Annotated in this window: 24 protein-coding genes and 1 riboswitch; of the genes, 2 read left to right on the top strand and 22 right to left on the bottom strand. The window is 31.5% G+C overall.

Annotated features, from left to right (window positions below):
• Positions 1 to 21: 21 nt before the first annotated feature.
• From kamE to kal, 10 genes are all read right to left on the bottom strand, one after another.
• Positions 22 to 810: a lysine 5,6-aminomutase subunit beta gene (kamE, locus tag QMG30_RS08670; protein ID WP_281814608.1), complete on the bottom strand. Its 789-nt coding sequence runs from the start codon at positions 808 to 810 to the stop codon at positions 22 to 24.
• A 14-nt stretch (positions 811 to 824) separates the two neighbouring features.
• Positions 825 to 2,375: a lysine 5,6-aminomutase subunit alpha gene (gene kamD, locus QMG30_RS08665; RefSeq protein WP_281814605.1), complete on the bottom strand. Its 1,551-nt coding sequence runs from the start codon at positions 2,373 to 2,375 to the stop codon at positions 825 to 827.
• Between the two features lie 101 nt (positions 2,376 to 2,476).
• Complete coding sequence (kamC, locus tag QMG30_RS08660; protein WP_281814602.1) at positions 2,477 to 3,925, bottom strand: lysine 5,6-aminomutase reactivase ATPase KamC; 1,449 nt, start codon at positions 3,923 to 3,925, stop codon at positions 2,477 to 2,479.
• Positions 3,926 to 3,940: 15 nt separating this feature from the next.
• The gene (gene kamB, locus QMG30_RS08655; RefSeq protein ID WP_281814599.1) at positions 3,941 to 4,969 is read right to left on the bottom strand and encodes a lysine 5,6-aminomutase reactivase subunit KamB; all 1,029 of its coding nucleotides are present in this window, start codon (positions 4,967 to 4,969) and stop codon (positions 3,941 to 3,943) included.
• On the bottom strand, positions 4,941 to 6,224 hold the full coding sequence (kamA, locus tag QMG30_RS08650) for a lysine 2,3-aminomutase (protein ID WP_281814596.1): 1,284 nt from the start codon (positions 6,222 to 6,224) through the stop codon (positions 4,941 to 4,943). Before kamA ends, kamB begins: the two co-directional genes overlap by 29 nt.
• Before the next feature lie 20 nt (positions 6,225 to 6,244).
• Entirely contained in the window at positions 6,245 to 7,279 is a 1,035-nt protein-coding gene (gene kdd / locus QMG30_RS08645) for an L-erythro-3,5-diaminohexanoate dehydrogenase (protein ID WP_281814594.1), read from the bottom strand.
• A 102-nt stretch (positions 7,280 to 7,381) separates the two neighbouring features.
• Positions 7,382 to 8,044, bottom strand: a complete 663-nt coding sequence (locus tag QMG30_RS08640; RefSeq protein WP_281814592.1) for a 3-oxoacid CoA-transferase subunit B — start codon at positions 8,042 to 8,044, stop codon at positions 7,382 to 7,384.
• Positions 8,045 to 8,059: 15 nt separating this feature from the next.
• On the bottom strand, positions 8,060 to 8,704 hold the full coding sequence (locus QMG30_RS08635) for a 3-oxoacid CoA-transferase subunit A (RefSeq protein ID WP_281814589.1): 645 nt from the start codon (positions 8,702 to 8,704) through the stop codon (positions 8,060 to 8,062).
• 55 nt (positions 8,705 to 8,759) lie between these two features.
• On the bottom strand, positions 8,760 to 9,575 hold the full coding sequence (kce, locus tag QMG30_RS08630) for a 3-keto-5-aminohexanoate cleavage enzyme (RefSeq protein WP_281814587.1): 816 nt from the start codon (positions 9,573 to 9,575) through the stop codon (positions 8,760 to 8,762).
• Between the two features lie 9 nt (positions 9,576 to 9,584).
• Positions 9,585 to 9,965, bottom strand: a complete 381-nt coding sequence (kal, locus tag QMG30_RS08625; RefSeq protein ID WP_281814585.1) for a 3-aminobutyryl-CoA ammonia lyase — start codon at positions 9,963 to 9,965, stop codon at positions 9,585 to 9,587.
• Between the two features lie 180 nt (positions 9,966 to 10,145).
• Positions 10,146 to 10,341: riboswitch (Lysine riboswitch) on the bottom strand.
• Between the two features lie 399 nt (positions 10,342 to 10,740).
• Between kal and QMG30_RS08620 the strand changes: the two genes are divergently transcribed.
• Positions 10,741 to 11,283: a DUF6512 family protein gene (locus tag QMG30_RS08620; RefSeq protein WP_281814583.1), complete on the top strand. Its 543-nt coding sequence runs from the start codon at positions 10,741 to 10,743 to the stop codon at positions 11,281 to 11,283.
• An 86-nt stretch (positions 11,284 to 11,369) separates the two neighbouring features.
• Here the strand turns inward: QMG30_RS08620 and QMG30_RS08615 are convergent, their stop codons facing one another.
• The 5 genes from QMG30_RS08615 to QMG30_RS08595 all read right to left on the bottom strand — a co-directional run bounded on the left by QMG30_RS08615 (position 11,370) and on the right by QMG30_RS08595 (position 15,856).
• Positions 11,370 to 12,092: a GntR family transcriptional regulator gene (locus QMG30_RS08615; protein WP_281814581.1), complete on the bottom strand. Its 723-nt coding sequence runs from the start codon at positions 12,090 to 12,092 to the stop codon at positions 11,370 to 11,372.
• 167 nt (positions 12,093 to 12,259) lie between these two features.
• The gene (locus QMG30_RS08610) at positions 12,260 to 12,484 is read right to left on the bottom strand and encodes a NifU family protein (protein ID WP_281814579.1); all 225 of its coding nucleotides are present in this window, start codon (positions 12,482 to 12,484) and stop codon (positions 12,260 to 12,262) included.
• Between the two features lie 197 nt (positions 12,485 to 12,681).
• Positions 12,682 to 13,953 carry an MFS transporter gene (locus tag QMG30_RS08605; RefSeq protein WP_281814575.1) on the bottom strand — a complete coding sequence of 424 codons (1,272 nt, stop codon included), beginning with the start codon at positions 13,951 to 13,953 and terminating at the stop codon, positions 12,682 to 12,684.
• 125 nt (positions 13,954 to 14,078) lie between these two features.
• Positions 14,079 to 15,317 (bottom strand): MerR family transcriptional regulator, encoded by a 1,239-nt coding sequence (locus tag QMG30_RS08600; RefSeq protein WP_281814573.1) that lies wholly within the window; start codon positions 15,315 to 15,317, stop codon positions 14,079 to 14,081.
• Between the two features lie 140 nt (positions 15,318 to 15,457).
• Positions 15,458 to 15,856, bottom strand: coding sequence for a hypothetical protein (locus QMG30_RS08595; RefSeq protein ID WP_281814571.1), 399 nt, complete (start codon positions 15,854 to 15,856; stop codon positions 15,458 to 15,460).
• Positions 15,857 to 16,267: 411 nt separating this feature from the next.
• Between QMG30_RS08595 and QMG30_RS08590 the strand changes: the two genes are divergently transcribed.
• A complete protein-coding gene (locus QMG30_RS08590) occupies positions 16,268 to 17,128 on the top strand; it encodes a vanadium-dependent haloperoxidase (RefSeq protein ID WP_281814569.1) in 861 nt (286 codons plus the stop codon).
• A 108-nt stretch (positions 17,129 to 17,236) separates the two neighbouring features.
• On the opposite strand, the gene QMG30_RS08585 is transcribed toward QMG30_RS08590, so the two are convergent.
• From QMG30_RS08585 to QMG30_RS08555, 7 genes are all read right to left on the bottom strand, one after another.
• Complete coding sequence (locus tag QMG30_RS08585) at positions 17,237 to 17,698, bottom strand: zinc ribbon domain-containing protein (protein ID WP_281814567.1); 462 nt, start codon at positions 17,696 to 17,698, stop codon at positions 17,237 to 17,239.
• A gap of 18 nt (positions 17,699 to 17,716) precedes the next feature.
• Entirely contained in the window at positions 17,717 to 18,073 is a 357-nt protein-coding gene (locus QMG30_RS08580) for a hypothetical protein (protein ID WP_281814564.1), read from the bottom strand.
• Complete coding sequence (locus tag QMG30_RS08575; RefSeq protein ID WP_281814562.1) at positions 18,070 to 18,633, bottom strand: RNA polymerase sigma factor; 564 nt, start codon at positions 18,631 to 18,633, stop codon at positions 18,070 to 18,072. The genes QMG30_RS08580 and QMG30_RS08575 overlap by 4 nt, the downstream gene beginning before the upstream one ends.
• Positions 18,634 to 18,886: 253 nt before the next feature.
• On the bottom strand, positions 18,887 to 20,185 hold the full coding sequence (locus QMG30_RS08570; RefSeq protein ID WP_281814559.1) for a peptidylprolyl isomerase: 1,299 nt from the start codon (positions 20,183 to 20,185) through the stop codon (positions 18,887 to 18,889).
• A gap of 172 nt (positions 20,186 to 20,357) precedes the next feature.
• Entirely contained in the window at positions 20,358 to 21,041 is a 684-nt protein-coding gene (locus QMG30_RS08565) for a hypothetical protein (protein WP_281814557.1), read from the bottom strand.
• Between the two features lie 382 nt (positions 21,042 to 21,423).
• Positions 21,424 to 23,580, bottom strand: a complete 2,157-nt coding sequence (locus tag QMG30_RS08560) for a glycoside hydrolase family 3 N-terminal domain-containing protein (protein ID WP_281814554.1) — start codon at positions 23,578 to 23,580, stop codon at positions 21,424 to 21,426.
• A gap of 39 nt (positions 23,581 to 23,619) precedes the next feature.
• A complete protein-coding gene (locus QMG30_RS08555; RefSeq protein WP_281814552.1) occupies positions 23,620 to 24,609 on the bottom strand; it encodes a LacI family DNA-binding transcriptional regulator in 990 nt (329 codons plus the stop codon).
• Between the last annotated feature and the right edge of the window lie 48 nt (positions 24,610 to 24,657).

The following is a 24,657-nucleotide window of genomic DNA, read 5'->3' as shown; positions in this document are numbered from 1 at the left end:
TAACCTCTTTATTTTATTGATTTATCTATTTGCTCTTTCCTTTATCTGAGTTACAGCAAAAGAAGCTACATCATCAGCATATTTTCCTGGTCCAAATCCAGCATCATATCCAAGTTCTTTTGCAAGCTCATGAGTAATCCTTGGTCCACCGCATGCAAGTATTATTTTATCCCTCAGTCCTTCTGCTTCCAGAAGTTCCACCAAATTAGTTAGATTAGCGATATGAATATTTTTTTGTGTAACTGTCTGAGATACCAGTAGTACATCAGCTTTCAATTCTATTGCTTTTTTAATGAATTCTTCATTAGGAACTTGACTTCCCAGATTATATGCTTCTATCATCTCATATCTTTCTAAACCATAATGTCCTGCATATCCTTTCATGTTCATGATTGCATCTATACCTACAGTATGGGCATCAGTACCCGTACTTGCTCCTATAACAACAACTTTCCTTTTGATATGCTCCCTTATATAATTATCTATCTCTTTCATATTCATTGTATCAACTTCAATACGTTCAACATGAATTTTAGTATAGTCAACCCTATGACTTACTCCACCGTATACAACATAGAAAGTAAATTCTTTATCCAATGCATTATGACAGACTACAGATGGTTCTGACACTCCCATTTTCTTAGCTAGAATCTTAGCTGCTTCCATTGCATTCTCATCATCAACAACTGGTAGTGTAAAACTTATCTGTACTTTTCCATCATTCATTGTATCTCCATAAGGTGCTAACTTACTTGGGTCGAATGTTGTATCATAATCCCTCTTCTCCATAGAGTATAAACCACTACTCATATATACCACCCTTTCTATTTATCTAACATCAATTCTATAAAAGGATTAAAATACTCCCTATCTTTTGGTATAACACCATCTAATCCCTTACCACCATCTATTGGTCTCTTGACTCCTGCGAAAATACCTTTTTCAAGAGTCTTGAAAAGTCCTTCTTTTTCAATTTCCAACAACAAATCATTCGTTTTCATCAAAACTTCTTTAGCTCTGTTTTGAATGATACCATCTTTTTTATATGTAATTTCATCTCCCAAAGAATGCATGTTATTGAAAACATATCTTGCATTTTCAATAGAAAGAGCCCTGTCAGCCATAAATGGTGTATGTATAGCTTCTGTCAACATACCTAACAGATGAATTCTCTGGTTAGTCAATATGGAAACCATATTAAATAAGGTATTTTGCACATGTCCTTTAAAGATATCTCCTGTCATAAATTTAGTTGGAGGCATATACTTCAAAGGAGCCTTTGGAAAAATCTCTCTTGCCATTTGGGCTTGTGCCAATTCCAGTAGAAAACCATCTTTTAATTCTGGATTCATTTCAAATGCATGACCCAGACCCATTAATTCTTCTTTCAATCCTGCCAGCAAAGCAAATTGTTCATTAATGAACTGTGAAGCCAGAACGGTATGTGCTTCTTCAACAGCATCAGAAGTAGTAAGATAATTATCTTCTCCTGTATTGATAATAACTCCCGCATATCCATTTATGGTTCTTGAAAAATGCTGATCTATCATGGTTCTCTGCATATTGATATCTCTGAACAATATCCCGTACAAAGCATCATTGAGCATTACATCCAATCTTTCAATAGCTCCCATAGCAGCTATTTCAGGCATACATAAACCAGAACAATAATTACATAATCTTATATATCTTCCTAATTCCATAGAAACTTCATCCAGAGCTTCTCTCATCAGACGGAAATTTTCTTGAGTAGCATAAGTACCTCCAAATCCTTCCGTAGTTACTCCATAAGGAACGTAATCAAGAAGACTTTGTCCTGTTGTCCTGATAACAGCAATGATATCCGCTCCTTGCTTTGCTGCTGCAACTGCTTGAGTAATATCTTCATATATATTACCTGTTGCGACAATTACATAGAGATATGGTTCTGTCTTATCTCCAAATTCTTTTAACATATCTTCTCTTTTATTACTGTTTTCCCTTATCTTAGCCACTGTTTCTTTTGCAATCTTTGATACTTCCAACTTAATATCAAATATATCTTCCATAGGAATCTTGGTCAGATCCAATTCTCCACTAGACACTTTTTCTGCTATCTGTTGTGGTGTAAGAGAGTATCTAATCATAGCATTACCAATATAGACTGCTGCTCCTACCGACAAACCATTTCCCTTTTTAATGTTATCCACTACTACATTAGGAAGGGGAACCTGATACTCATTGATCCCATCAATTCCTAACAACCTACAAACTGTTCTTTCTACAGATACTGTCGTATGCTTTTCAATAAACTCCTGCGTCTCTTTAGCTATATTCCTTGCAGAATTCCTACATAGATTCACTAGCTTCGTATCAAGATTTATCTTACTTTCCATAAATCCCCACCAACTTTCTTTTATATTACTAAGTGCCATATATCTATAATGCTTATTCATTTGAACATATACAATTAAGTTATTATATCTCAAATAACACTTTACCCTGACTCTGTATACTCAATTATCTTTTCATCCAGTCCCATCATTTTAGCTACTTTCAATGCATCTTTGGGAACAGTACATTTTTCATCTACAATCTCTAATCTATAATCCATCTTTTCTTGAATGATACTAATAGAATCTTCTTTATCTATACTAATGTGTCTCTTAAGTATGTTATCATCAACATTCTTCAACCCTACAACTTGATAATGTTTGATATCTTTATCTATAATACCATCATAATGAGTCGATACTAGACTTATGGTATTATAGTCTTTCAAAAATTTACATAAAGCTTTTAAAAGAATAAAACCTTCTCTAGGATTAGTTACTCGTGCAAATTCATCTAATCCAATGAAACCATTACTTTTCTTAATATCCTCTACCGCTTCATTTATCTTAATTATCTCTGCACCAAACGAACTGAGTCCTCTACTTATGGACTGCATATCATCTGATACCAAATAAATGAAATCCATCATAGAAAATGACGCTTTTACTGCAAATACATAGAATCCCATTTGAGCTAAGATCAGATTGAGGACTATCGTTTTGATAGTAACACTTTTCCCTCCCATATTAGCTCCAGTTATGACAGTAACGCCTTGCTTTAACTCAATAGATACGGGAATATATTTTTTATTATCCTTTTCTAAGTAATTTATGATCTTGGGATTTTTCATCTCGTGAAATAATATATTTATCTTATCGTCTAGTTCAGGTTTTACTGCACAATATTTTATTGCAATTTTACCCTTAGCAATAAGCATATCCAATTTTCCCAGAGCAACAATATTTTTATTTATATCTTTAATGCACAAGTATATTTTTTGGCTCAATCTTTTTTGGATTTTCCTTTGGATTTTTTCTTCCATAACTACTAAATCTAATCTTTTATTTTTTAACACTCTATTTTTTTCTTCATCAATTTCTTTAAATATAAGTTTTTCGATGTTCGTCTTTTTATTTCGTATATCACTAAGTTCTTTACTATAAGCATCATATATATAAAAAGATTTTGTAACTTTTCCTACTGGATTCAGTAATTCAACTATATTCTTCAAAGAATAGAACTTAACATCTATATCTAAACTAAGAGCTTTATATATACTTATTAATTTTTGTATATTTATTGCAAAATTCTTTATCTCATATAATTCTACTTCATCTAAAATATAATTTTCATTATATCTTTTAATCAGATTGCTTATATCTTTGAACTCCATCATTGTTCTTTCTATATCACTATATAAACATTGATTCTTTTTCAGACTTTCTATTATACATTCAACATTATCCAGTTCATCTACTAGTAATTTCTTTTCATTTCTTTTAAAAACCTTCAATTTTCTTTTCATATCAATTCCGTAGGGAGTTATTATAGCTAATTCGTTAAGTATATAGTTAAGACCAATCTCTTGTTTCATCTTATTGTCTATATTCATTATATTAATCGCCCCCTAGCTGATTTTTGCATCATATACATTAAACACAGGTAATTCTGTTCCTTCCTTTATTATGGATTCCAACTTACCTTTATCGAATTCATAACCATAAGGAGAAACTGGATTGACAGATACTCCTACAACATTAATCTTATTTAACCCTTCAATGGTTCCGCCGCTTCTAGTAAAAATATCATAGACCTTTTTACTTAAGAATAATTTAGTTCCATCTTCTACTATTATTGCTATATCTCTATATAATTCTGTATTACCGATAATTCCAAGAATCAACCTATCAGATATTATGCCTCTTATCACTATATATTTGATAGATTTATCCAGATTATTGACTATATCACCTGAAGCTTCTAAAGATGTAAGTATATTAAGATCTCTTAATTCATAATCTTTGGTTACTAGACATACTTTACAACGCTCATTATTTTTTAAAGTTTTCTTTAATTTATCATCTGTATTTTTATTAATTGATAATAGAGTAATGGTATGAAGACTTTCACAAGCAACTCTACGGATATCATTGCTGACAGAAGCACCAGTACACAGTATAGTTGCATCAGTTATAACAGGAGATGCAAATGTTTTTCTTGAAACAGCACCATCACACAAGACATAATCACATCCATAGCTACTTAGCTTCATACATATTTCTTTCATATAGGTATTCAGTGAGGGTCCTGCAAGTTCAATATAGCCATCGCTGAGAGATTTGATAATAACAATTTCTCCTATTGGTGTATTAATACCAGTAGTATCAATTACCTCCTTAGTCACATCACTTGATATTATACATTTTTTTGCTGTAGCTATATAAGTATTTCTGCTAACGTATATTCTCGGTTTTTTTGTTCCTGTCACCATATCCTTCTCTTCCCCATCTCTTCCGATGGAGGTAAGGCCAAGGGTATATATACCCCTAGCCTTGTTTATAATAAAATTTAGTGTCGTCGTTTTTCCAACATTTTTATCCATGCCTATTATTGATATGCTATTGTACTCAGTTAGCCTTTGAAACAGCTTTGTCAAGATGTCCATATCCTCTCATTTTCCTTTCGAGACCTTCTGGTTCCATCAATGATTTTTCATTATTTGATATAAGTTCTGCAACACCAACCAGATGCGATTCTTTTTCATGTCTACACACTTCACAATTACATCCAGGCTCATAATGTTCAGGTTCTTTATATGTTGTTATGACACCTTCAAAGTTTCTAAGAACTACTTTATTGTATCCTTGGGATATTACATAATTAGGCATTACAGGAATTTTACCTCCTCCGCCAGGTGCATCAATAACGAAAGTAGGAACACATAATCCACTTGTATGTCCTCTAAGCCCTTCTATTATTTCAATACCTTTTGATACAGATGTTCTGAAATGCTCAATTCCAACTGTCAAATCACATTGGTATAGGTAATAAGGTTTTACTCTTATCTTAACTAATTCATTGACCAACTTCTTCATAACGAAAACACAATCGTTCACACCTTTTAATAAAACTGACTGATTACCTAAAGGAATACCTGCATTCGCTAATTTTTCACATGCTTCTTTAGATTCTTTTGTAATCTCGTTAGGATGATTGAAATGTGTGTTTATATATATTGGATGATATTTCTTCAACATATCAACAAGATTATCAGTTATTCTCTGAGGCATCACTACTGGTGTTCTGGTACCGATTCTTATTATTTCTACATGAGGGATTTCTCTTAACTTCTGAATGATATATTCTAATTTATCATCTGATAATAGAAGAGCATCTCCTCCTGATAACAATACATCTCTTACTACGGGTGTATTAGCAATATAATCTATTGCTGTATTTATTCTATTTATTGGTAATTCAGTGTCTGTATGTCCTGCAAATCTTCTACGGGTACAATGTCTACAGTACATGGAACATTGGTCTGTTACTAGAAACAGTACTCTATCTGGATAACGATGTACTAATCCTGGTACAGGCGAATGCGCATCTTCTGATAATGGGTCTACGAAATCAACTTCTGATCTGTGCAATTCTAAACTATTTGGTACAGCTTGTTTTCTGATAGGGTCATTCTCATCATTCTTATCAATAAGAGATAAGTAGTATGGAGTAATGGCCATTCTAAGTGATTGCAAGCATTTCTTTATTCCTTCTTCTTCAGATTCATATAGTGGTAGAAATTTCTTGAGTTCTTCTACATTCTTGATTCTATTTCTAATCTGCCACTTCCAATCATTCCAATCGCTATCACTTACATTACTATAATATTCATACCTTCTACTCTTTTTCATTTTACACCCCACACGTAAACTTAATTAATATACATTTTCTCGAATATATCCATGATTGTTTTACTTTCTCTAACATCTTCTAGAGTAATATCAGCATGATTTCTAGAATATCCATTACCAATAATCATGTTAACATCTTTTCCAATACCTTCTGCTCCAAGTGCAGCTTTAGTAAAGCTTGTAGCCATTGAGAAGAAATATACTATTCCTCCTTCTTTTACAGGAAGTATTGTAGACATTTCTGTATTTGGAATGTTAACGCAGTTAATTGCAACATCTATTTCTTTTCCATCTGTTACCTTCATGACTTCTTCTAATACTTTTGTAGGATTAGTTGCATCAGCAAGGATAATCTCATGACAGAATCCTGTTTCTTCCAAGAATTTTCTTCTTTTTTCACTTCTAACCAATCCGATTACTTTACCATTTTCTCCTACTTGTTTTCTTGCTTCGTAACAGCATAATAATCCTGATTTTCCATTAGCTCCAAGAACTAGGACTGTTTGATCTTTCTTAACTAATTTTCTAGTCTGAGCTGGTGCTCCTGCTACATCAAGTGCTGCAAGTGCGAGTGTTTCTTCCATATCTTTTGGAAGCTTTGCGTATATACCACTCTCGAATAATACAGCTGTTCCTTTTACTTCTACACGGTCTATGTCCATTTTTATATCTATGATTTCTTCGATTTTCAATGGAGTAAGTGTAAGTGATACTAGTGAAGCAATTTTATCTCCGACTTCAAGGTCACGATCCTTAAGGTTTTTTCCTATTTCTTTTATAGTTCCTATAAGCATTCCACCTGAACCAGTTTCAGGATTCTGCATTTTACCTCTTTCGGCAACTATATCAAGTATCATTTTTTCCATTTTATCTTTATCTTTATCACATACATTTTTTATTTGAGTGAAACTAGCTGAATCAATGTTGAGAGCCTGAATATCTATGAGCATTTCATTGTCATATATATTCATGTCATTAGATATCTTATAAGCTGCTTGTGGCAATACTCCTTTTGGCTCTATTACTCTATGTGTTCCGTATTTGCATCCTATCATTTTTAATCAATCCTTTCTAAATGTTATAAACTATATAATCAAATTACAATAAGTCATCAATTAAAGTATTACTGAAAAACCCATAAAAACTTATAAACAAAACTATATTTCCATTACTTGTAAATCATCATCTATGATTAATTCACAAGCAGTCAATGATTTGATTTCTTCTATTGTTGTATCTTTATTTATTTCTTTTAATACTATACCTTCGTCTGTTACTTCCATAACCCCTAGTTCTGTAACTATTAAATCGATAACTCCTTTTGCTGTTAATGGTAATGTACATTCCTCTAATATCTTTGGTTTTCCTTTTGCTGTATGGAGCATGGCTATTATCACTTTCTTGGCACCTGTCACAAGGTCCATAGCTCCACCCATACCAGGAACAAGTTTACCTGGAATTATCCAGCTTGCAAGATTCCCCATCTTGTCGACTTCTAGTGCTCCAAGAACAGTCAAATCCACGTGTCCACCTCTTATAAGTCCAAAGGAAAAACTAGTATCAAAGAATGCTCCATTTTCTAATACGCCTACATATCCTCCGCCTGCATTTATTATATCTTCATTTTCTTTATCACTTTCGGATAATTTTTCCAAACCTGTCATACCATTTTCCGATTGGAAACTAACCTCTATACCTTCTGGAATATAATTAGCTATTTTAGTAGGAAGTCCTATGCCCAAGTTAACAAGCTGACCATCTCTTAATTCTTTCGCCACTCTTCTTGCAATAATTTCTTTTCCTAATTTCTTATCTATCATATGACTCACCCCACTTTAGTTAATTATATAATCAACCAGAACACCCGGTGTTATAATACTTTCTTTGTCAAGCTCGCCTGGCTTAACTAATTCTTCAGCTTCTACAATAACTGTATCAGCTGCCATAGCTATCATTGGATTAAAATTCCTTGTTGTACCTTTGTATATGGTATTGCCAAATGTATCAACAATGCTTCCACGCACAAGAGCCATATCTGCTCTGATAGGCATTTCAAGTAAATATTCTTTTTCATCTATATCAAGAACTTTTTTCCCTTCTTCAACCAATGTTCCAACCCCAGTAGGAGTAAGTACTCCACCTAGACCATAACCACCTGCTCTTATTCTTTCTATAAGAGTTCCTTGTGGTGATAATTCTACTTCTAATTCACCACTATTCATTAATTGTCCTGTTACAGGATTAGTACCTATATGTGAAGTTATGACTTTTTTTACCTGTCTATTAACAATAAGTCTTCCTATTCCTTTATCTTCATAACTAGTATCATTACCAATGATAGTCAAATCCTTGATTCCTGATTCAATTATCAAGTCGATAATCTTCTCAGGAGTTCCGCACCCCAAAAAACCTCCTATCATAATGACTAACCCATTTTTTAATAAAGGCTTTATTTGGTTTTCACTGACTAGTTTATTCACCTTTTCACCTTCTCTTAATTTATTGATTCATATACCTTCTCCAAAATATATCAATCTAGATATTCAATATTTTTCTTGCTTCATCTGGACTTGCTATTTCTCTACCTAGTTCTTTAGCCAATCTTACGACTCTCTCAACAAGTTCCCCATTAGATTTAGCTAAAACACCTTTACTCATATAGATATTGTCTTCATAACCTACTCTAACGTGTCCGCCCATAATGATACCCATGACAGCCATGTTGAACTCATTTCTTCCAATACCTGTTACAGTATATGTTGAACCTACTGGAATACTGTTCACAAGATAAATCAAGTCTCTAGGTGTAGCAGTTATACCTCCGTTTACTCCCAAAACAAAGTTGAAATGAAGCGGTGCTTTGATATAGCCTTTTCTATGTAACCTGACAGCCATATCTACCATTCCTTTATCGAAGACCTCTATTTCAGGTTTTATACCAAGTTCATTCATTCTGTTAGCAAACTCTATTATAGTGTTTTCAGTATTTATAAAAATCTCGTCCCCACCAAAATTGCAAGTACCACAATCAAGAGTAGCCATTTCAGGATTAAGATAAATAGGTTGCAATCTTTCATCATTAGTCATACCTACTGCCCCACCAGTGGATGGTTGAATGATAACGTCTTTACATCTTTCTTTTATCCCGTTAATGCATTTTTCGAATCTATTTTTATCTTGTGTAGGAGTACCATCATCTTCTCTTACATGTAAGTGAATGATACTTGCACCTGCTTTGTAAGCATTATAAGCTTCTTCTACAATCTCTTCTACAGTGTATGGCACATTAGGATTATGTTCCTTAGTTACTTCTGCTCCACAAATAGCTGCTGTAATTATTAATTTCTCCATAACCACTACCTACTTTCTTTGTTTATCCTTAGGAACGACACATGTTCCACTTGCTTTACAAACAATCACAGATTCTTCCATAATCTCAGCTGCTGAATCATTGATATCTGGTCTTTGTCTTATGACCTTTCTAGCTTCGAATACCATTTTTCTAGAAGTTTTACCAAATCCTGTAATCTGTCCTTCACATTCTATATAGTCACCAGCATACACAGGAGCCATGAATTCAATATTATCGTACGCCTTAAATAATCCTTCGTCTCCGTCATTTTTAATTAATAGTTCTGTTGCCACATCACCGAAAAGCTGTAAAATCTTGGCACCATCAACTAAATTTCCACCGTAGTGAGCATCATGAGTACTCATTCTGATTCTGATTAATGATTTCATATACCTTAACTCCTTTCTTTACTTAACTAACAGTTAAGTTTTAACCCTAAATAAAATATCCACTCCTTTCTAGTGATTTCACCCTAATTCTCATCTGATAACGCAAGAAAAGCACTGAAAATAAGATTTCAGTGCTTTTTCATTAAAAAAGCTATTTATGTAATGAAATCTTATTTTCAATACATAAATAGCTCTCCATAAACACAGGATATACTAATCATCCTTTATGGCAGTGATAAGGGATTAACATTATCACCAAGAATAAGTTCAAGAACAAACATACTCTTTCGGCAAAGGATCCATTCGTCTTTAATATTAGAGGTTCTTCTCCTTGACAATTAAAGATTACCCTCTCCTTCGCGCCTCTATTCATGTTTTATATAATATTTATATAGATCGTTATACCACTATCTATATAATAATCATATTCAATTCATATTCAGTTGTGTTTGTATATATTACTATATTTACATAGATAAATATAATGAGATATAGTTAATAAAAGGTCATTTTAATATGTTATCAGACTATCAATAAGTACAATGTTCTAATTTCTATTATTGTTTTTAGAAGACTTAGGGTTATGTTTTTATATTATCATCTTCTATTTTAATATTCAATTATTCTCATAACACTTTTAGTAATTAAAATTATTTTTTATTAATTGGTAATTTAAATAAAACAAAATCAAGTTTTTTATTAATTTTTTATTAATTAGAACTATTTTTTTAATGTAATTGACATATACTATAGACATATGAAGGTGGTGTTTTTTATGAACGACCGTAAGAAAGTTATAATAGCTGAGATTATTTCAGCAGTAGCAATCATACTTATTGGAAGTTTATTTCATTTTTTGTATGAATGGACAGAATGTACATTCATAGGTTTATTCAGTCCCGTTAACGAAAGTCAATGGGAGCATATCAAGATAATGTTCTATCCAGTAATCATAGTAAGCATTATTGAATATTTTTTCATTAAACATGACGTAAACAATTTTGTTTTCGCTAAAGCCATTTCAGTAATTGTTTTTATTGTAACAACTTACCTGATTATTTTCTTATATGAATTGATATTCAATGATAATCCTATGGCACTTCATTTTATTTCGTTTTTTGTTGGAGCTTTTGCAGGACAGTTAGTCAGCTATTTCCTATTGAGATGTACTAGAAAGAGTAAATGTAAAAATATGATAGGTTTTTATATCTTCTTATTCCTGTTTATAGCAATTACCTTATTTACTTTTAGACCTATAAAAACTGATTTCTTCAGAGATTCCACAACAGGATATTACGGAATACCTCCAAAAAGTTAGACTATAATTAATGAATGATAATAATTTATATTTATTACAAACTTTGCAGAATAAAATTGGATTACTTTTATTCTGCAAAGTTCTATTTACACAAAGTTATCCATTCCTATTTTGCTTAATTGCTCACCACAATAGAATTTGAGATGGTAGAGAATATCTTTTTCTTTATTAACATATACGACTCTATTAGAAATCATCATTTTACTATCATCACTCAATTGCAATAATTCTTTTTCTTCTCCAGAAGCTTTGACAATCTCTAAATCCATGTTCAACTTGGTTACAGATACTTTCAGATCCTCAAATAAATAATGAGATATCCCATTTTCAAAATTGAAGTCTTTAAAAAAGTTTTCTTCTCCGTAGACAAAATGAAATATTTCAAGTCCAATAGGACGTTGGTCCATCATTCTAAGCCTTTTTACAAACAGACACTTGGTATTTTCTTTTATACTTGTTTCTTCAGCTAACTCTTTATTTATTATTACTTCTTTTTTTTCTAATATCCTAGTATTTATATTCAATCCACGCATTTTAATAAAATAAGTCAAACTTACAAATGGTTCAATAGAGATTCCGACTTCCCTCTGAGCTACAAATGTTCCTATGCCCTTTTTGATATATAGATATCCTTCGTCAATTATTAACTTGATAGCCTCTCTGACTGTTCCTCTTCCTGCGTGATATTCTTCCATCAATTTTAATTCCGAGGGTATTTTTTCATTTTCTTTCCAAATACCCATTCGTATTTTTTTTATTATATCTTCTTTTATTTGAATATAAACTGGTAATGACGGATTATACTGCATGTTTACCCTCCTATCATTTGTTTTGGTATGCTCTACTAATTATATTACCACAAATTAGTATGACATGTCTAAAATTTTTTCCAATCCAAAATAAACCTTAGAAAATTATCTAAGGTTTATAGATACAATACTTTTAATTATCAATCGTTGTACAGTCTTTTGTTGGATTAATTAACAGATACAACTTCTTTTACTTCTGGAATTTGTTCTTTTAATGTTTTTTCAATGAAGTTTTTAACAGTCAATTGTGAAAAAGGACATCCTTTACAAGAACCTTCTAATTCAACTTTTACGATACCGTCATCTGTTACTTCAACTAATCTAACGTCACCACCGTCACCTTGTAATCCTGGACGTACTTGGTCTAATACTTCTTGTACTTTATCTTTCATAATGAATTCTCCTCTAATCTAATTTGCTTATTATTTTTTTTCAATATGTTTATAATAACCTATACAATTAGTTTTAGTCAACCCATATATAAATTATACATAATTCAAATAAATTATATCAACATATCTTTCGGACTGAAATATTTCTAAAAAGCAAATCAATCCAGAAGCAATATTTTTTATTGTAAGAAAGCTGTCTAAACAGCCTTTTTTTGATAAAGTAGTGGGAAAGTTTTTTTATCGAGTTTATAATTAAGTAGAATGATTAATAGTGCAACAACACCTACACAAGTAATTACTGTAAAAGCTGTAGCATATGAATAATCATTGATTACCCATCCAATCAGTGCGCGTCCACCTACACCTCCAACAAAATAACATACACTAGCATAACTGTTGACTCTTCCCCTATGAGATGCTGGAATTCGTCTGCTTAGGTATGGAGATGATCCTAACATATTTACGATTTCCCCTATGGTAAATACAAAAATCATCACGAAAAATATAGATAATGCAGGTGCATTTCTTATAAGTAGGAAACTAAATGAATATAGAGCCACTCCTATAAAAATTTTCTGTAATTCACGGAATTTTCTTAATAACCAAGTGAGTATTGGTGTAAACAATATAACAATGAAGCCATTATAACCTGATATGAATCCAAAATACATTCCTCCCTTTTCCATATATAATTCTTCTATATATAGCGGAACAGCAAATGACCACTGTTCATAGATGAAAGAGGAGAATATAAATATGACTAATTGTAATAATACCGATTTTCTTCTTAGCAAAACGTTAAATGTTGAACACCTGTCATCTTCATCATTTTCATATTCATTGATTTCTTGCATTTCAATTTCTTGCTCTTTAATCTGTTCTGCATCACTTGTCTTGACAAATAGGATAATCAATATTGTCGATGTAAGAGTTGTCAAACCGTCTATTACAAATGCCAGACTAAGATAATTTTCGAATAGCAATCCACCAATTAGTGGCCCTACCATAAATCCTAAATTATGTCCCAAATAAGATAGCGAGTATACTTTTTCTCTATCTTTGGATTTAGATATATCTGCTATCAATGCTTCAAAAGATGGGTTTTCAATATTAGCGAAAATTCCTGCTATAGAAAACAGTACAACCATTATGGTACCTGGTTCTACAAAAGCACAGGATATGAAAAACGATACACTTATCAGGTCAAATATGACTATTAACTTCTTACGATTAAATCTATCCGCCAGTTTTCCTCCGATTATATTGGCAACAACAAAAATAGAGCCTATCCCTAATGAAATATACCCTATAGTCAACTCTGAATAGCCCATTTTCCTTTTTAATAGTAAAGTCAACAAAGGCCATATGAATGCACCCATATTAGTAATTATTCTGGCATAAAATATAACATAAGCTGATCTAGACAAGCCCCTATACTGTGAAAATACGTTAGTTATTTTTTTAAACATATGTATATCCTCCTGTTTATATTAAATAATATAGTTATTATATTTAAAGGAGTTAAGCCAATGTCAATACATTAATTATGCCTGATTTCAAAAGAATTATTATATAAGATAGGGTTAACCCCATCTTATCTTTTACCATGAAATGTATATAAATAGACTTTTTCACCTTTTGTAAAATAGTTTTCGTATTTATCAGCCTTTTTAATATAATCATATATATAATCTTCGGTTATCTTTTTGTAGCCTAAATCATTAATACCCTTAATAATATTATCTATCATGAAATTTTTTCTATATGTTTTATCAATAGAACTTCTTTCACTAAAATTCTTAAATAAGATATAAGCCCCCATGAGATATGCTTCTTTTTTAACATACCTATCAATTATCTCTAACAAAAACCTTGTATCATTAAAACTATAATTACTTGTACCTGTTATATCCATAAGAATATCAACCGATTCATTTTTTATAGGTATATGTGAAAAGTCACAACAGAGGAATATTATATTTTTACTACAATTCGCACTTTCCAACATCTTTTTTAGATATTTTTGCATGGTCAAATCATGATCAACAGCAATATAAATAGTATCATCTGATAAATCGTCAAGGATATTTCTTAATACAAATCCATAGCCTGTTCCCAATTCCAGAATAACTTTATTGCTAAAATCACTCCATTTGATTTTTTGATGCCATGATTCTATACCTTTATATAAATTATTTATGAACTCAGTATCTGTATTGTTAATGAAATCACTAATACAATACTGATCTTCATCATAATAGTTTACCATGTTATCATCTGTAATTAAAATACCATCTTTTATAATATATTCTTCACCACATTTACATCTTAGTTTTCCTTCAATTATTTGATTATTATTAACTCGTCCATCATATAGTATTAAATCACTACGGCATTTTAAGCATGTAAACATTTCTAGACATTCTATATTGATACCAATAATATTATCAGTCTTATTTCTCGTAAGTGCTATTTTTTTTATCTCATTATTTAACCTTCCTTTAACATTGGTATAATAAACAATTTGCTCTTCTACGGTTTTGCGTTTATCTAAAAACAATTTTCTATAGTATTCATCTTTTTCATAATCTGAGTATTTGCCTAATAATTGCATTCTGAATATATTTTTTATGTCATTCAATGAGAAATCCATGCTTTTTAAAGCTAATACCTGCTCTAGATTCTTTTGACATCTTTCATTAAAATGATACTTACCTGATTTTTTCTCAGGTATTATTAATCCCATATCCATATAATGTCTTATCGTATCTTTAGTGACTTTGTTATATTCTGCGAATTTCCCGATTCTCATATTATCACCATCATTTAACATAATTTTTATTTTCTAGCTAACCGCTGTATACTGTAGCGTGCATTTAAAATTATTTTAATATAATAACACAACTTATCGTAGCGCTCGTTGGAGACAATTTTACATTTTTCCAAAAGTGCGATCCATGTATTAATACGCTGTTATTTCTTAGGCTCAATTCGTTTGCAATTTGTCATGACTACTAAACCGAGCTTACCCTTGCATTTTCCCACTATATAAACCATGTTGCCAACTGTTATATCTTCTATTGTCTCAGCGTCATCATTAAAACCACACGAGATTAAAGAATCTGCTCCGTGTTTTAACACGATGTTATAATCTTCTTTCTGCTCTACTTCTCCATACACGATAACTAATTCACCAACATATCTCTCGTTAGTTTTAAATAGCTCTGTAGCTGTAATACAAGGTAATTTATTTAAGTCTATATCATTCATATGTAATAAATAATTGCCGATTATTATACCTATCATTATCGGTATGCCTATTAATACGCCGATAATAACTGCTTTTTTGATTTCACTCTTACTGCTCTTCATCTTGCTTCCTCCTGCATACACTGTTATTTAATTCTGAATTGATGTGACTATGCTATTATCTAAATAAACATACCTGTAATCGCGTTAACACCACTGCTCGCTGACGATGTAAAAATCTAAGTTTGGTTTATCTGTAAATATTTTATTTTCCCACATGATTAATTCCCCCTTTACTCTTTCTTTCAGTATCGTTCACCAATAAATTAATATGCTAAATTTATCGTTGCTAAGGATGAAATATAATAAAGATTATATCATATTTTGTCTAATATTTCACTAAATATTATTTTTGTTATCAGTTTATTAAAGTATATGCAATAGTAACAAATACTCCTATCAGAACATAGAATATACCAAGAGATAACTTTGTCCAGATAATGGACAAGTTTTTAAAAGGTGGTGATATATGACATGACGAAAACATGTACACAAAAGGTTAATGTACCTGGCAAATGGGAACAGCTTTCATATGCAGGAGAAAATAGAGTTCCAACCAAAGAAGAACCTTATGCAAGTTCATGGCCTACATACTTTTTCGGCAGAGATGAGGAAGGAAGATTTCTAGATCCTGAAGGTAATGTAGTAGCTTTTGAAATAAGAAGTCCTGACCAAGGTATTGATTTCCAAGGAAAACAACTATGTATTGTTAAGAAAACTCTTGCACATTTGACAGAATTCCAGAAAAAAGTAGCAACCTACTGGGGAACAGGTCCTGCAACCAAGCAATTTACTCCTATAGCTGATATACTGATTACTACGTATAACATCTCAGCACCAAGAGCGGCTAGAATACTTGCAGCTTTACAAGGAGCGCTGAATGATGCCTTTGCTATTGCGTGGCATTTCAAATTTAAATGGCAAATACCAAGGCCTAACCAATACGACCAGAGATTAAGAACTTTCTTATGTACACCAAGACATCCAAGTTATCCAGCAGGACATGCAACGATAGCAGGTTGTGCTGAGGTAGTATTAAGCTATTTTTTTGAAGCGGATAAAGAAAGGCTTAATGATTTAGCTAAGCAATGTGCAATATCAAGACTCTATGGTGGGGTTCATTACCCCGTTGACCTAACAGAAGGTTTAAGATTAGGTAGACAAATAGGACAAATAGTCGTAGAACAATTAAAGAAACAATATGATATTAATCTTTCACAGATAGATTATCCAATACGAGTTAGCAAAAATCCTAAGCTGCCACCTCCACCATATAAACAGATAATTCCTTATTTCGGCGATAAGAAATGCACATCACTAACTATAGACGATTGATAACATAATCCAAACTCACCTCTTAATATTTATATATATTTTGGACATGTTAAACCAGATTTAAAAAAATCCATATAGCCGAATAATGACTACATGGATTTTTATTATTTATAAATCTTTACCACAATATGGGCATATATTAAATTGTTTGTTAACGTATTTTCCGCAGTTACTGCACACCTTCGCAAGTTCGTGTCCGCAATGTGGGCAAATATTATAATCAGATTCTACTGGGTTTCCACAATGAACACACCTGACCCTTTTTTTCTCATTACTTCTAACTACAAGATAAATGATTAATCCTATAAAATAAGGCACATACATTACAATTAATATCCACATCCATGGATCTAGCTGTAACTTCTTAGCATCTTTATAGACTGTTATACCTGCTAATATTATGACAAGTACTATAATTAATAAAAATATACCCATTATCATCATTGGCATAACATCTCTCTCAGTAATTAAACTGCTAAGGCCCATCAGAACTCCAAGCCCTGTAATACCTGCTATTATAATACAAGTGATAACCCAAAATATAACTTTAAATTTACTTTTTTCATACATATAATGACCTCCCTATTTTTATGTTAATCTTGATATTTGTTTAATGATATCGTCTTTAAAAATTATAGTTACAATTAATATTATTGTATTCACAGCTATAGTACTAGATAAAACAATGAGCCATTGATAAATATTAAGAGATAGACCGAAACCTATACCTATAATAGCTGCAACTGTTATTAAAAAATTAAATGCTATTATAAATGCCATTACCCATGGAATAGCCCTATCTACATCATCATGTTTTTCTTTAATTGTCTCATATGTTGTCTGTGATAATCCCTTTGGTACAGTTATTTCTTGTCTCCCTAAACTTTTTAGTTCTTTCTCTATATCTATATCTATTCTTCCTGTTTTGACTGTCTTCTGGTTCATTGTTTCACCTCCATTCTTTGCTTTAATATTTTTTTAGCTTGGCTCAATCTGGATTTTACTGTTCCTTCTGGAATACTTAATATGAAACTTATTTCTTTTATAGACTTCTCTTCAAAATAATACAGGATTATGACTTCTTTGTAATGAGTTTTTAGCTTTATCACTAGTTCTTTTAATTCATTAGATATGTCCTTAGTGATATACTCTTCTTCTGGCAAATTCTGATTAGAGGGTATAGATTCCATTTCTTTGTCCATTCTATCAGATTTAAAATAACTTTTTATTTTTTTAGACCACCGCTTTTGTTTACGATACCAGTCCTTGTAGGTGTTGGATGCAATAGATAACAACCAATTTTTAAATGAATAATCATCCGAATATGTTTTAATTTTAGTGAAGGCTTTTAACCATGTCTCTTGAAAAAGGTCATTTCCTTCTTCTTTCGATCCAGTGAGATAAAAACAATACTTATATAACATATTTTCATATTTTTTGATTAATATCTCAAAATACTCATTGCATCCGTTTCTACATCTTTCTATTATTATTTTTTCATCCAATTTTCCACCCTCATTCAACCTGTATTATTATGTCTACATATATTACTACGCTTGAGATAGTAAAAGGTTCGAAAATCTATTAAAGAATTTTATATAATAATTTTTTCCTGAAAATATTGATTAAACTTACTATCTAGACTAAAAAATAAAGAGCTTTCTAATTAACTCAACTTATATGGATATATCTACATAATGCTTGAAAGTAAGACTTTCTTATAAGATAAAGAAAGAGCATCCTAATGGATGCTATATACTACATTTCCAGTTGAACAACATCAACTTTATCCCATATTTCATTATTTATTTCTATTTTATAATCTAATACCCATTTTTCTATTTTTTTATTGAATTCCTGTATTTTAACATTATTTGTTATCATTTCAATAATCGCCTGTTCTTTAGCTTTTACCTTCTCTATATCATCACTTGTTGCTTCAATAATCTCTTCTAATTTGATTATATGATATCCATACATTGTTTCTATCAATTTTATTTCACCAGGCTTCATACTAAATGACGCTTCTTCGAATTCTGGAACCATTTGACCTCTTGCAAATGTATATTCTCCTCCATTATCTTTTGAAGCAAAATCTTGTGAATATTCTTTTGCTAATTCAGCAAAATCTTCACCTTTCTTAGCTTTGGCTAAGATTTTTTCTGCTTGTTTTTCAACCTCAGCTTTTTGTTCCTCAGTCAGATTCTTATTATTATCATCTAAAGTACTAAATAATATATGTTTTACTTTCGCTTTGACGCCATAATATTCATAACCGTTGTCTTGATAACCTTTGTATTCAGTGTTTAGATTTAATGCCGTATTAAGAGTTTCTTCATCTATTTTATAGTTATCCATTTCTTTACTATATAGTTTCTCTAAAAGTTTTTGATTTATTAATGTTATTTTAACTGTAGATGAATTGATACCATTTATTTTTGAAGCTTCTTCATTATAGTTACTCATATAATTTTGAGCTGTTTCATTTATTACAGCCATTTCACTATCAGTTAATTTAATTCCCTTTTCCTTAGCTATCATAGCTGCAACATTAGAATTTCTAGCCGATTCTAATGCATCATTTTCAGCCATCTCTTTTATTGATTGTCCATCTTCCAAGTTTTGTTCCCAAACATTAGGTCCAAACATTGCTTCCAAGTTATTTTTCATCTCTAACAAATATAAATTAACTTCTCCAAGATAAATTTCAGTATCACTATTAATAGTAGCGACTATTTGTTCTTCTAAAGGTAATTCAGAAGATTTTGTAGAAAGCAAAATAGTCTTGGTTTCATTTTCCCAATCCAGATTAATATCTATTTTTTCGCATAATGAACGTACAGGCAAATAAGTTCTTCCATTATATAATATCGGTTCCAGCTCATTACCATCAGTATCAGTCAAATTGACTTCTTCACCGTTAAATTTTGTTTTTATCTCATATGATAACTGGGCAGTAATATCTTTTAATACTCCATTAGCGAATACCCCCATCACACTAACCAGTAATAATGTTGCTGTAATAAATCCCATAATAAAATTCTTAAATTTTTTCATATTGTTCCTCCCTATAATAGTTAATTTAAATATGTACATATTTATAATATTATCATAATGATATCAGATAATAGCATCTAAGACAAGAATATCTAAATATTTTTGTTATTTATAATTCTCATAATTAAGCCAAAAATCATATGATTCATTAATAAAAAAGACTACTGATACATTATAAATCTTGATCATAATAAAATCTTCCTACGCCACCGTCAAAATTAATTCTAGTTGCATTCCCATGAGAGAAATATACACTAATGGTTATTCTTTTTCCATTGATAATTACATTCCAATCAACTTTATTACCAAGAGACTTACTTGGTTTACCCAATATATCCATAACATCATCTCTAGTAGTATCAGCATCGATCTGTAATAATACAGTATCAATATATGATTGTTCTTCCAAAGGGATTTTACTGTTCATCCCTCTTATAGAATAAACAATTACAGATAACATGATTATCCCAATAATCATCCACTTATAAATTTTTTTGTTTTTTATTTGAAATTTAATTTTTTTAGATGCTTTTATACCTAATTTCAAGAACAAGTATGACACAAAAGAATAAAATATAGGCATAAGTATTATTGTTAAAACTAATAAATTACCCATTTTTATAATGTTCAAAACCAATTGGGAAACTCCTGCTGCTACTGCTAATATCTTAATGAACTTAGTAGAGTATTCATGGATATTATTTCTACCCACATTAATTCCTATCAAAAAACTTGGAATAATCAAGCCTCCCCAATTAGAAGCTATACCATTTTGTGTAAACAGATAAATAATGTCTCCAGTCAACACTATACTAGCAACTGTTAATATGCTATACCAAATAATAGCCTTTTTCATATATTGCAACGCCCTCCTAATCTTATTGTCTATAATTATGTACCCTCTTCGCATCCCCCTTATCATACTTCAAATTATCATCATATGTCTCTATAAAAATACATATATTATATAATATTATCAAACAATTTTCTTCAATGCAATATGAAACATCGCATATAAACTCTATTCTTACTTAAAAATGATATTTTCTTCAATAATATGAATACACTATCAGAGTAACCGCATCTGAAAACGCTCCTATATCATATGCTTAAAAAGTTGGATTTTCTTACAAAATAGAAAAACGTCTAATAATTAAATCATCAATTTAATTATTAGACGTTTTTGTATTGTTTTATTTACTTTCACTAGTAAATGTAGAAAAGTTAAATTATCTTCATTATACTAGTTCAAACTTCACTTTGTGAGTATTTTCTGAACTACTTCCTATCATTGCATAGAAATCTCCTGGCTCACTTACCAATTCACAATTCATATCATAATACCTAAGCATTCGTTCTGTAATGGTAAAGTTAACTATTACTTCTTCTTGTGGTTCTAGAGTTATCTGCTTGAACCCTTTTAATTCTTTCATCGGTCTTACAGTACTGCCAACCAAATCTCTAATATATAATTGAACTGTTTCCGTTCCTTCTCGTTTTCCCACATTCTTAACTTTTACAGATGCTACTATTTCTTCATCTTTTGTCATTTCATTGGAACTAAGTTTTAGATCTGTGTATTCATACCTAGTATAACTCAGTCCATATCCAAAAGGGTATAGAGGTTCGTTTGGAATATCAATAAACTGAGAGATATACCTAGTCTCTTCACCATCAGGTAATTTAGGTCTTCCGGTATTATAGTAATTATAATAAACAGGTATCTGCCCTACTGCATAAGGAAAACTCATTGTCAATCTTCCAGAAGGATTATAATCTCCATATAGGACTTCTGTAACAGCAGTACTACCTTCTGTGCCAGGGAACCATGCTTCCAATATAGCTGGCGCTTTTGCACTCAGACTGGTTATTTCTAGAGGACGACCGCTAAAAAGAACAACTACAGTAGGTTTATTCAGCCTCAATATCTCATCAGCAAGTTTTTCTTGTACACCAGGAAGTCCAATATTAGCCCTACTTCCACCTTCACCACTCATTTCTGAAGTTTCACCTAATGCAAGTATAACTATATCTGATTCACTTGCAACTCTTGTAGCTTCTGTAAAACCAGATTCATCATTATCATCTATATGACAACCTTCTGCATATGAAACAAGATTCTCTCCTAATCTATTAGTCAAAGCTTCTTTTAGAGTTGCTATTTTCTCTTTTTTCCCTTGCCATGACCAACCTCCAAGAAGGTCTATACTATTACCTTTTGGACCTATAACAGCTACTCTTTTATTTTCTTTTAAAGGTAGTACATCATCATTTTTCAGAAGTACCATAGATTCTCTGGCTACTTTCTTGACTGCTTCTCTATGTTTATCACATGAGAACATTTCTTTTGCTTTTCGTTCATCTATAGCACCATATGCATTTACGAATAATCCTAGTTCTTTTTTCAGCTTTAATATACGAAGTACGGCTTCATCTATTAATTCTTCTTTTACTTTTCCTTCTCTAACAAGTTTTTCTAATTCCTTATTATAGCAAGAAGTCATCATCTCTATATCTACTCCAGCTTCAATAGCCTTGTATGCAACTTCCTTATCATCGGCTGCAACACCATGTACCATTAATTCCAGTACTGCTCCCCAATCGGAAATGGCAACACCCTCAAAACCAAAGTCATCTCTTAAGATATCTCTCATAAGATACTTGTTTCCTGAAGCAGGAATTCCATTAATCGTATTAAATGAAGTCATAACCATCTTAGCACCTTCATCAATAGATTCTTTATAAGAAGGAAGATAGTATTCTTTTAATTGTCTATCAGATAAATCTACAGTATTATATTCTCTACCAGCTTCAACTGCACCATAAGCAGCAAAATGTTTTACGCATGATGCTATATTATATGGAGATGATAGATCACCTTGATATCCTTTTACAAAAGCTTTTCCGAATTCACCATTTAGGTATGTGTCCTCTCCTGTAGATTCCATGACTCTACCCCATCTAGGGTCTCTTACCAAATCTACCATAGGAGAAAAAGTCACATGAACACCTGAAAGTGAGGCTTCCTTAGCCGATACTTGTCCACATAGAACCGCATTTTCAAGATTCCATGAACATCCTATAGCTAATGGAATAGGGAAAATAGTGCGATAACCATGAATAATATCCGCCATGAATAAAAGTGGTATCTTGCTGTTGCTTTTTTCTAGATATTTACTTTGAATCTCATAAGCTTCCTCAGCACTGTTAACTCCTAGGACACTACCGGCTGTCCATATCTCATCTTCAGATATTCCTAAGTCTTTTAATGGTCCTGTGAGTTCTCCCTTTGAATTTTCTATAAAAAATGTTGAAGCTAATTGTTGTAATTGCCCTATTTTTTCTGATAGTGAAAGCTCTTTCAATAATTCTTTTATATTAACTTCTTTATTCATTATTATTGCACCTTTCATAAAATTGACTTATACGCTATCTTACTGACAGCTTTCTCTTATAACAAGTTCTGATGATAGACTTATTAAGTTCGAAACTTTTTCGCCTTCCAACTTGCTGATAAGACTGTTTGCTGCCATAGTCCCAAGCCCATAACATGGTCTATGTATGGTACTTAGATTAGGAGTAACGTATTTACATAATTCTATATCATCAAAACCTATTATCGACATATCTTTTGGAATGTTTATTCCATACTCTTGAAAGGCTCGCATAGCACCTATTGCCATTTCATCATTACTAACAAAAAATGCTGTAGGTAGATGTTCATCAGGTATATTGTTAACAAAATCCTTGATGACTTCATACCCTCCTTCTTCCGTAAAATTGGAAGTAAGACACCATTCTTTTTCTACGTTCAAGTTGAATTTTTTCATGGCGTTTATGAATCCTTTGTAACGAGTATTATTGTCATAAGAATTATTTGGTCCACTTAGAAAACCAATCTTTCTATGTCCTTTTTCATAAAAATATTTGATAGCTTCGTATGCCCCTAGTTCATTATTGATTAGTATGCTTGTAATATTTTTATTTCTAATTTTTCTATCTAAAACCACAATTGGGAAATTATCTCCTGCTAGGTCTTTAATCATGTTATCGCTTAAATAAGAGGCCAAGATTATTGCTCCGTCCACAAATCTCTGAGATAGAACTTTCGTAATCTCAGTTTTTTCAGAGAAACATTCAGAAGCAATAACTTCATACCCCGATTTCTTGGCTGCTTTGGTCACACCATGAATGATTTGTTGATAAACAGGTCCTATAAATTCATTGACTACTACTGCTATCATATGATTTTGTTTCATTTTCAAACTTCTTGCTATACCGTTTGGTTTATAATCCAATTCTTTCACTGCAGCATATACTTTCTTCTTAGTTTCCTCACTGATACTTCTTGTTCCATTTATAGCATATGATACAGTTGAAATTGAAACTCCTGCTAATTTTGCGACGTCTTTAATAGTAGGCATACAATCACCACTCTCTTTATCCCTAGATTTTTTCTTATTATATCACAT

Source organism: Vallitalea longa (assembly GCF_027923465.1).
GTDB classification, from domain to species: domain Bacteria; phylum Bacillota; class Clostridia; order Lachnospirales; family Vallitaleaceae; genus Vallitalea; species Vallitalea longa.
Note: the sequence above shows the minus strand (reverse complement) of the source record. Positions and strands in the feature narration are given on the sequence as shown.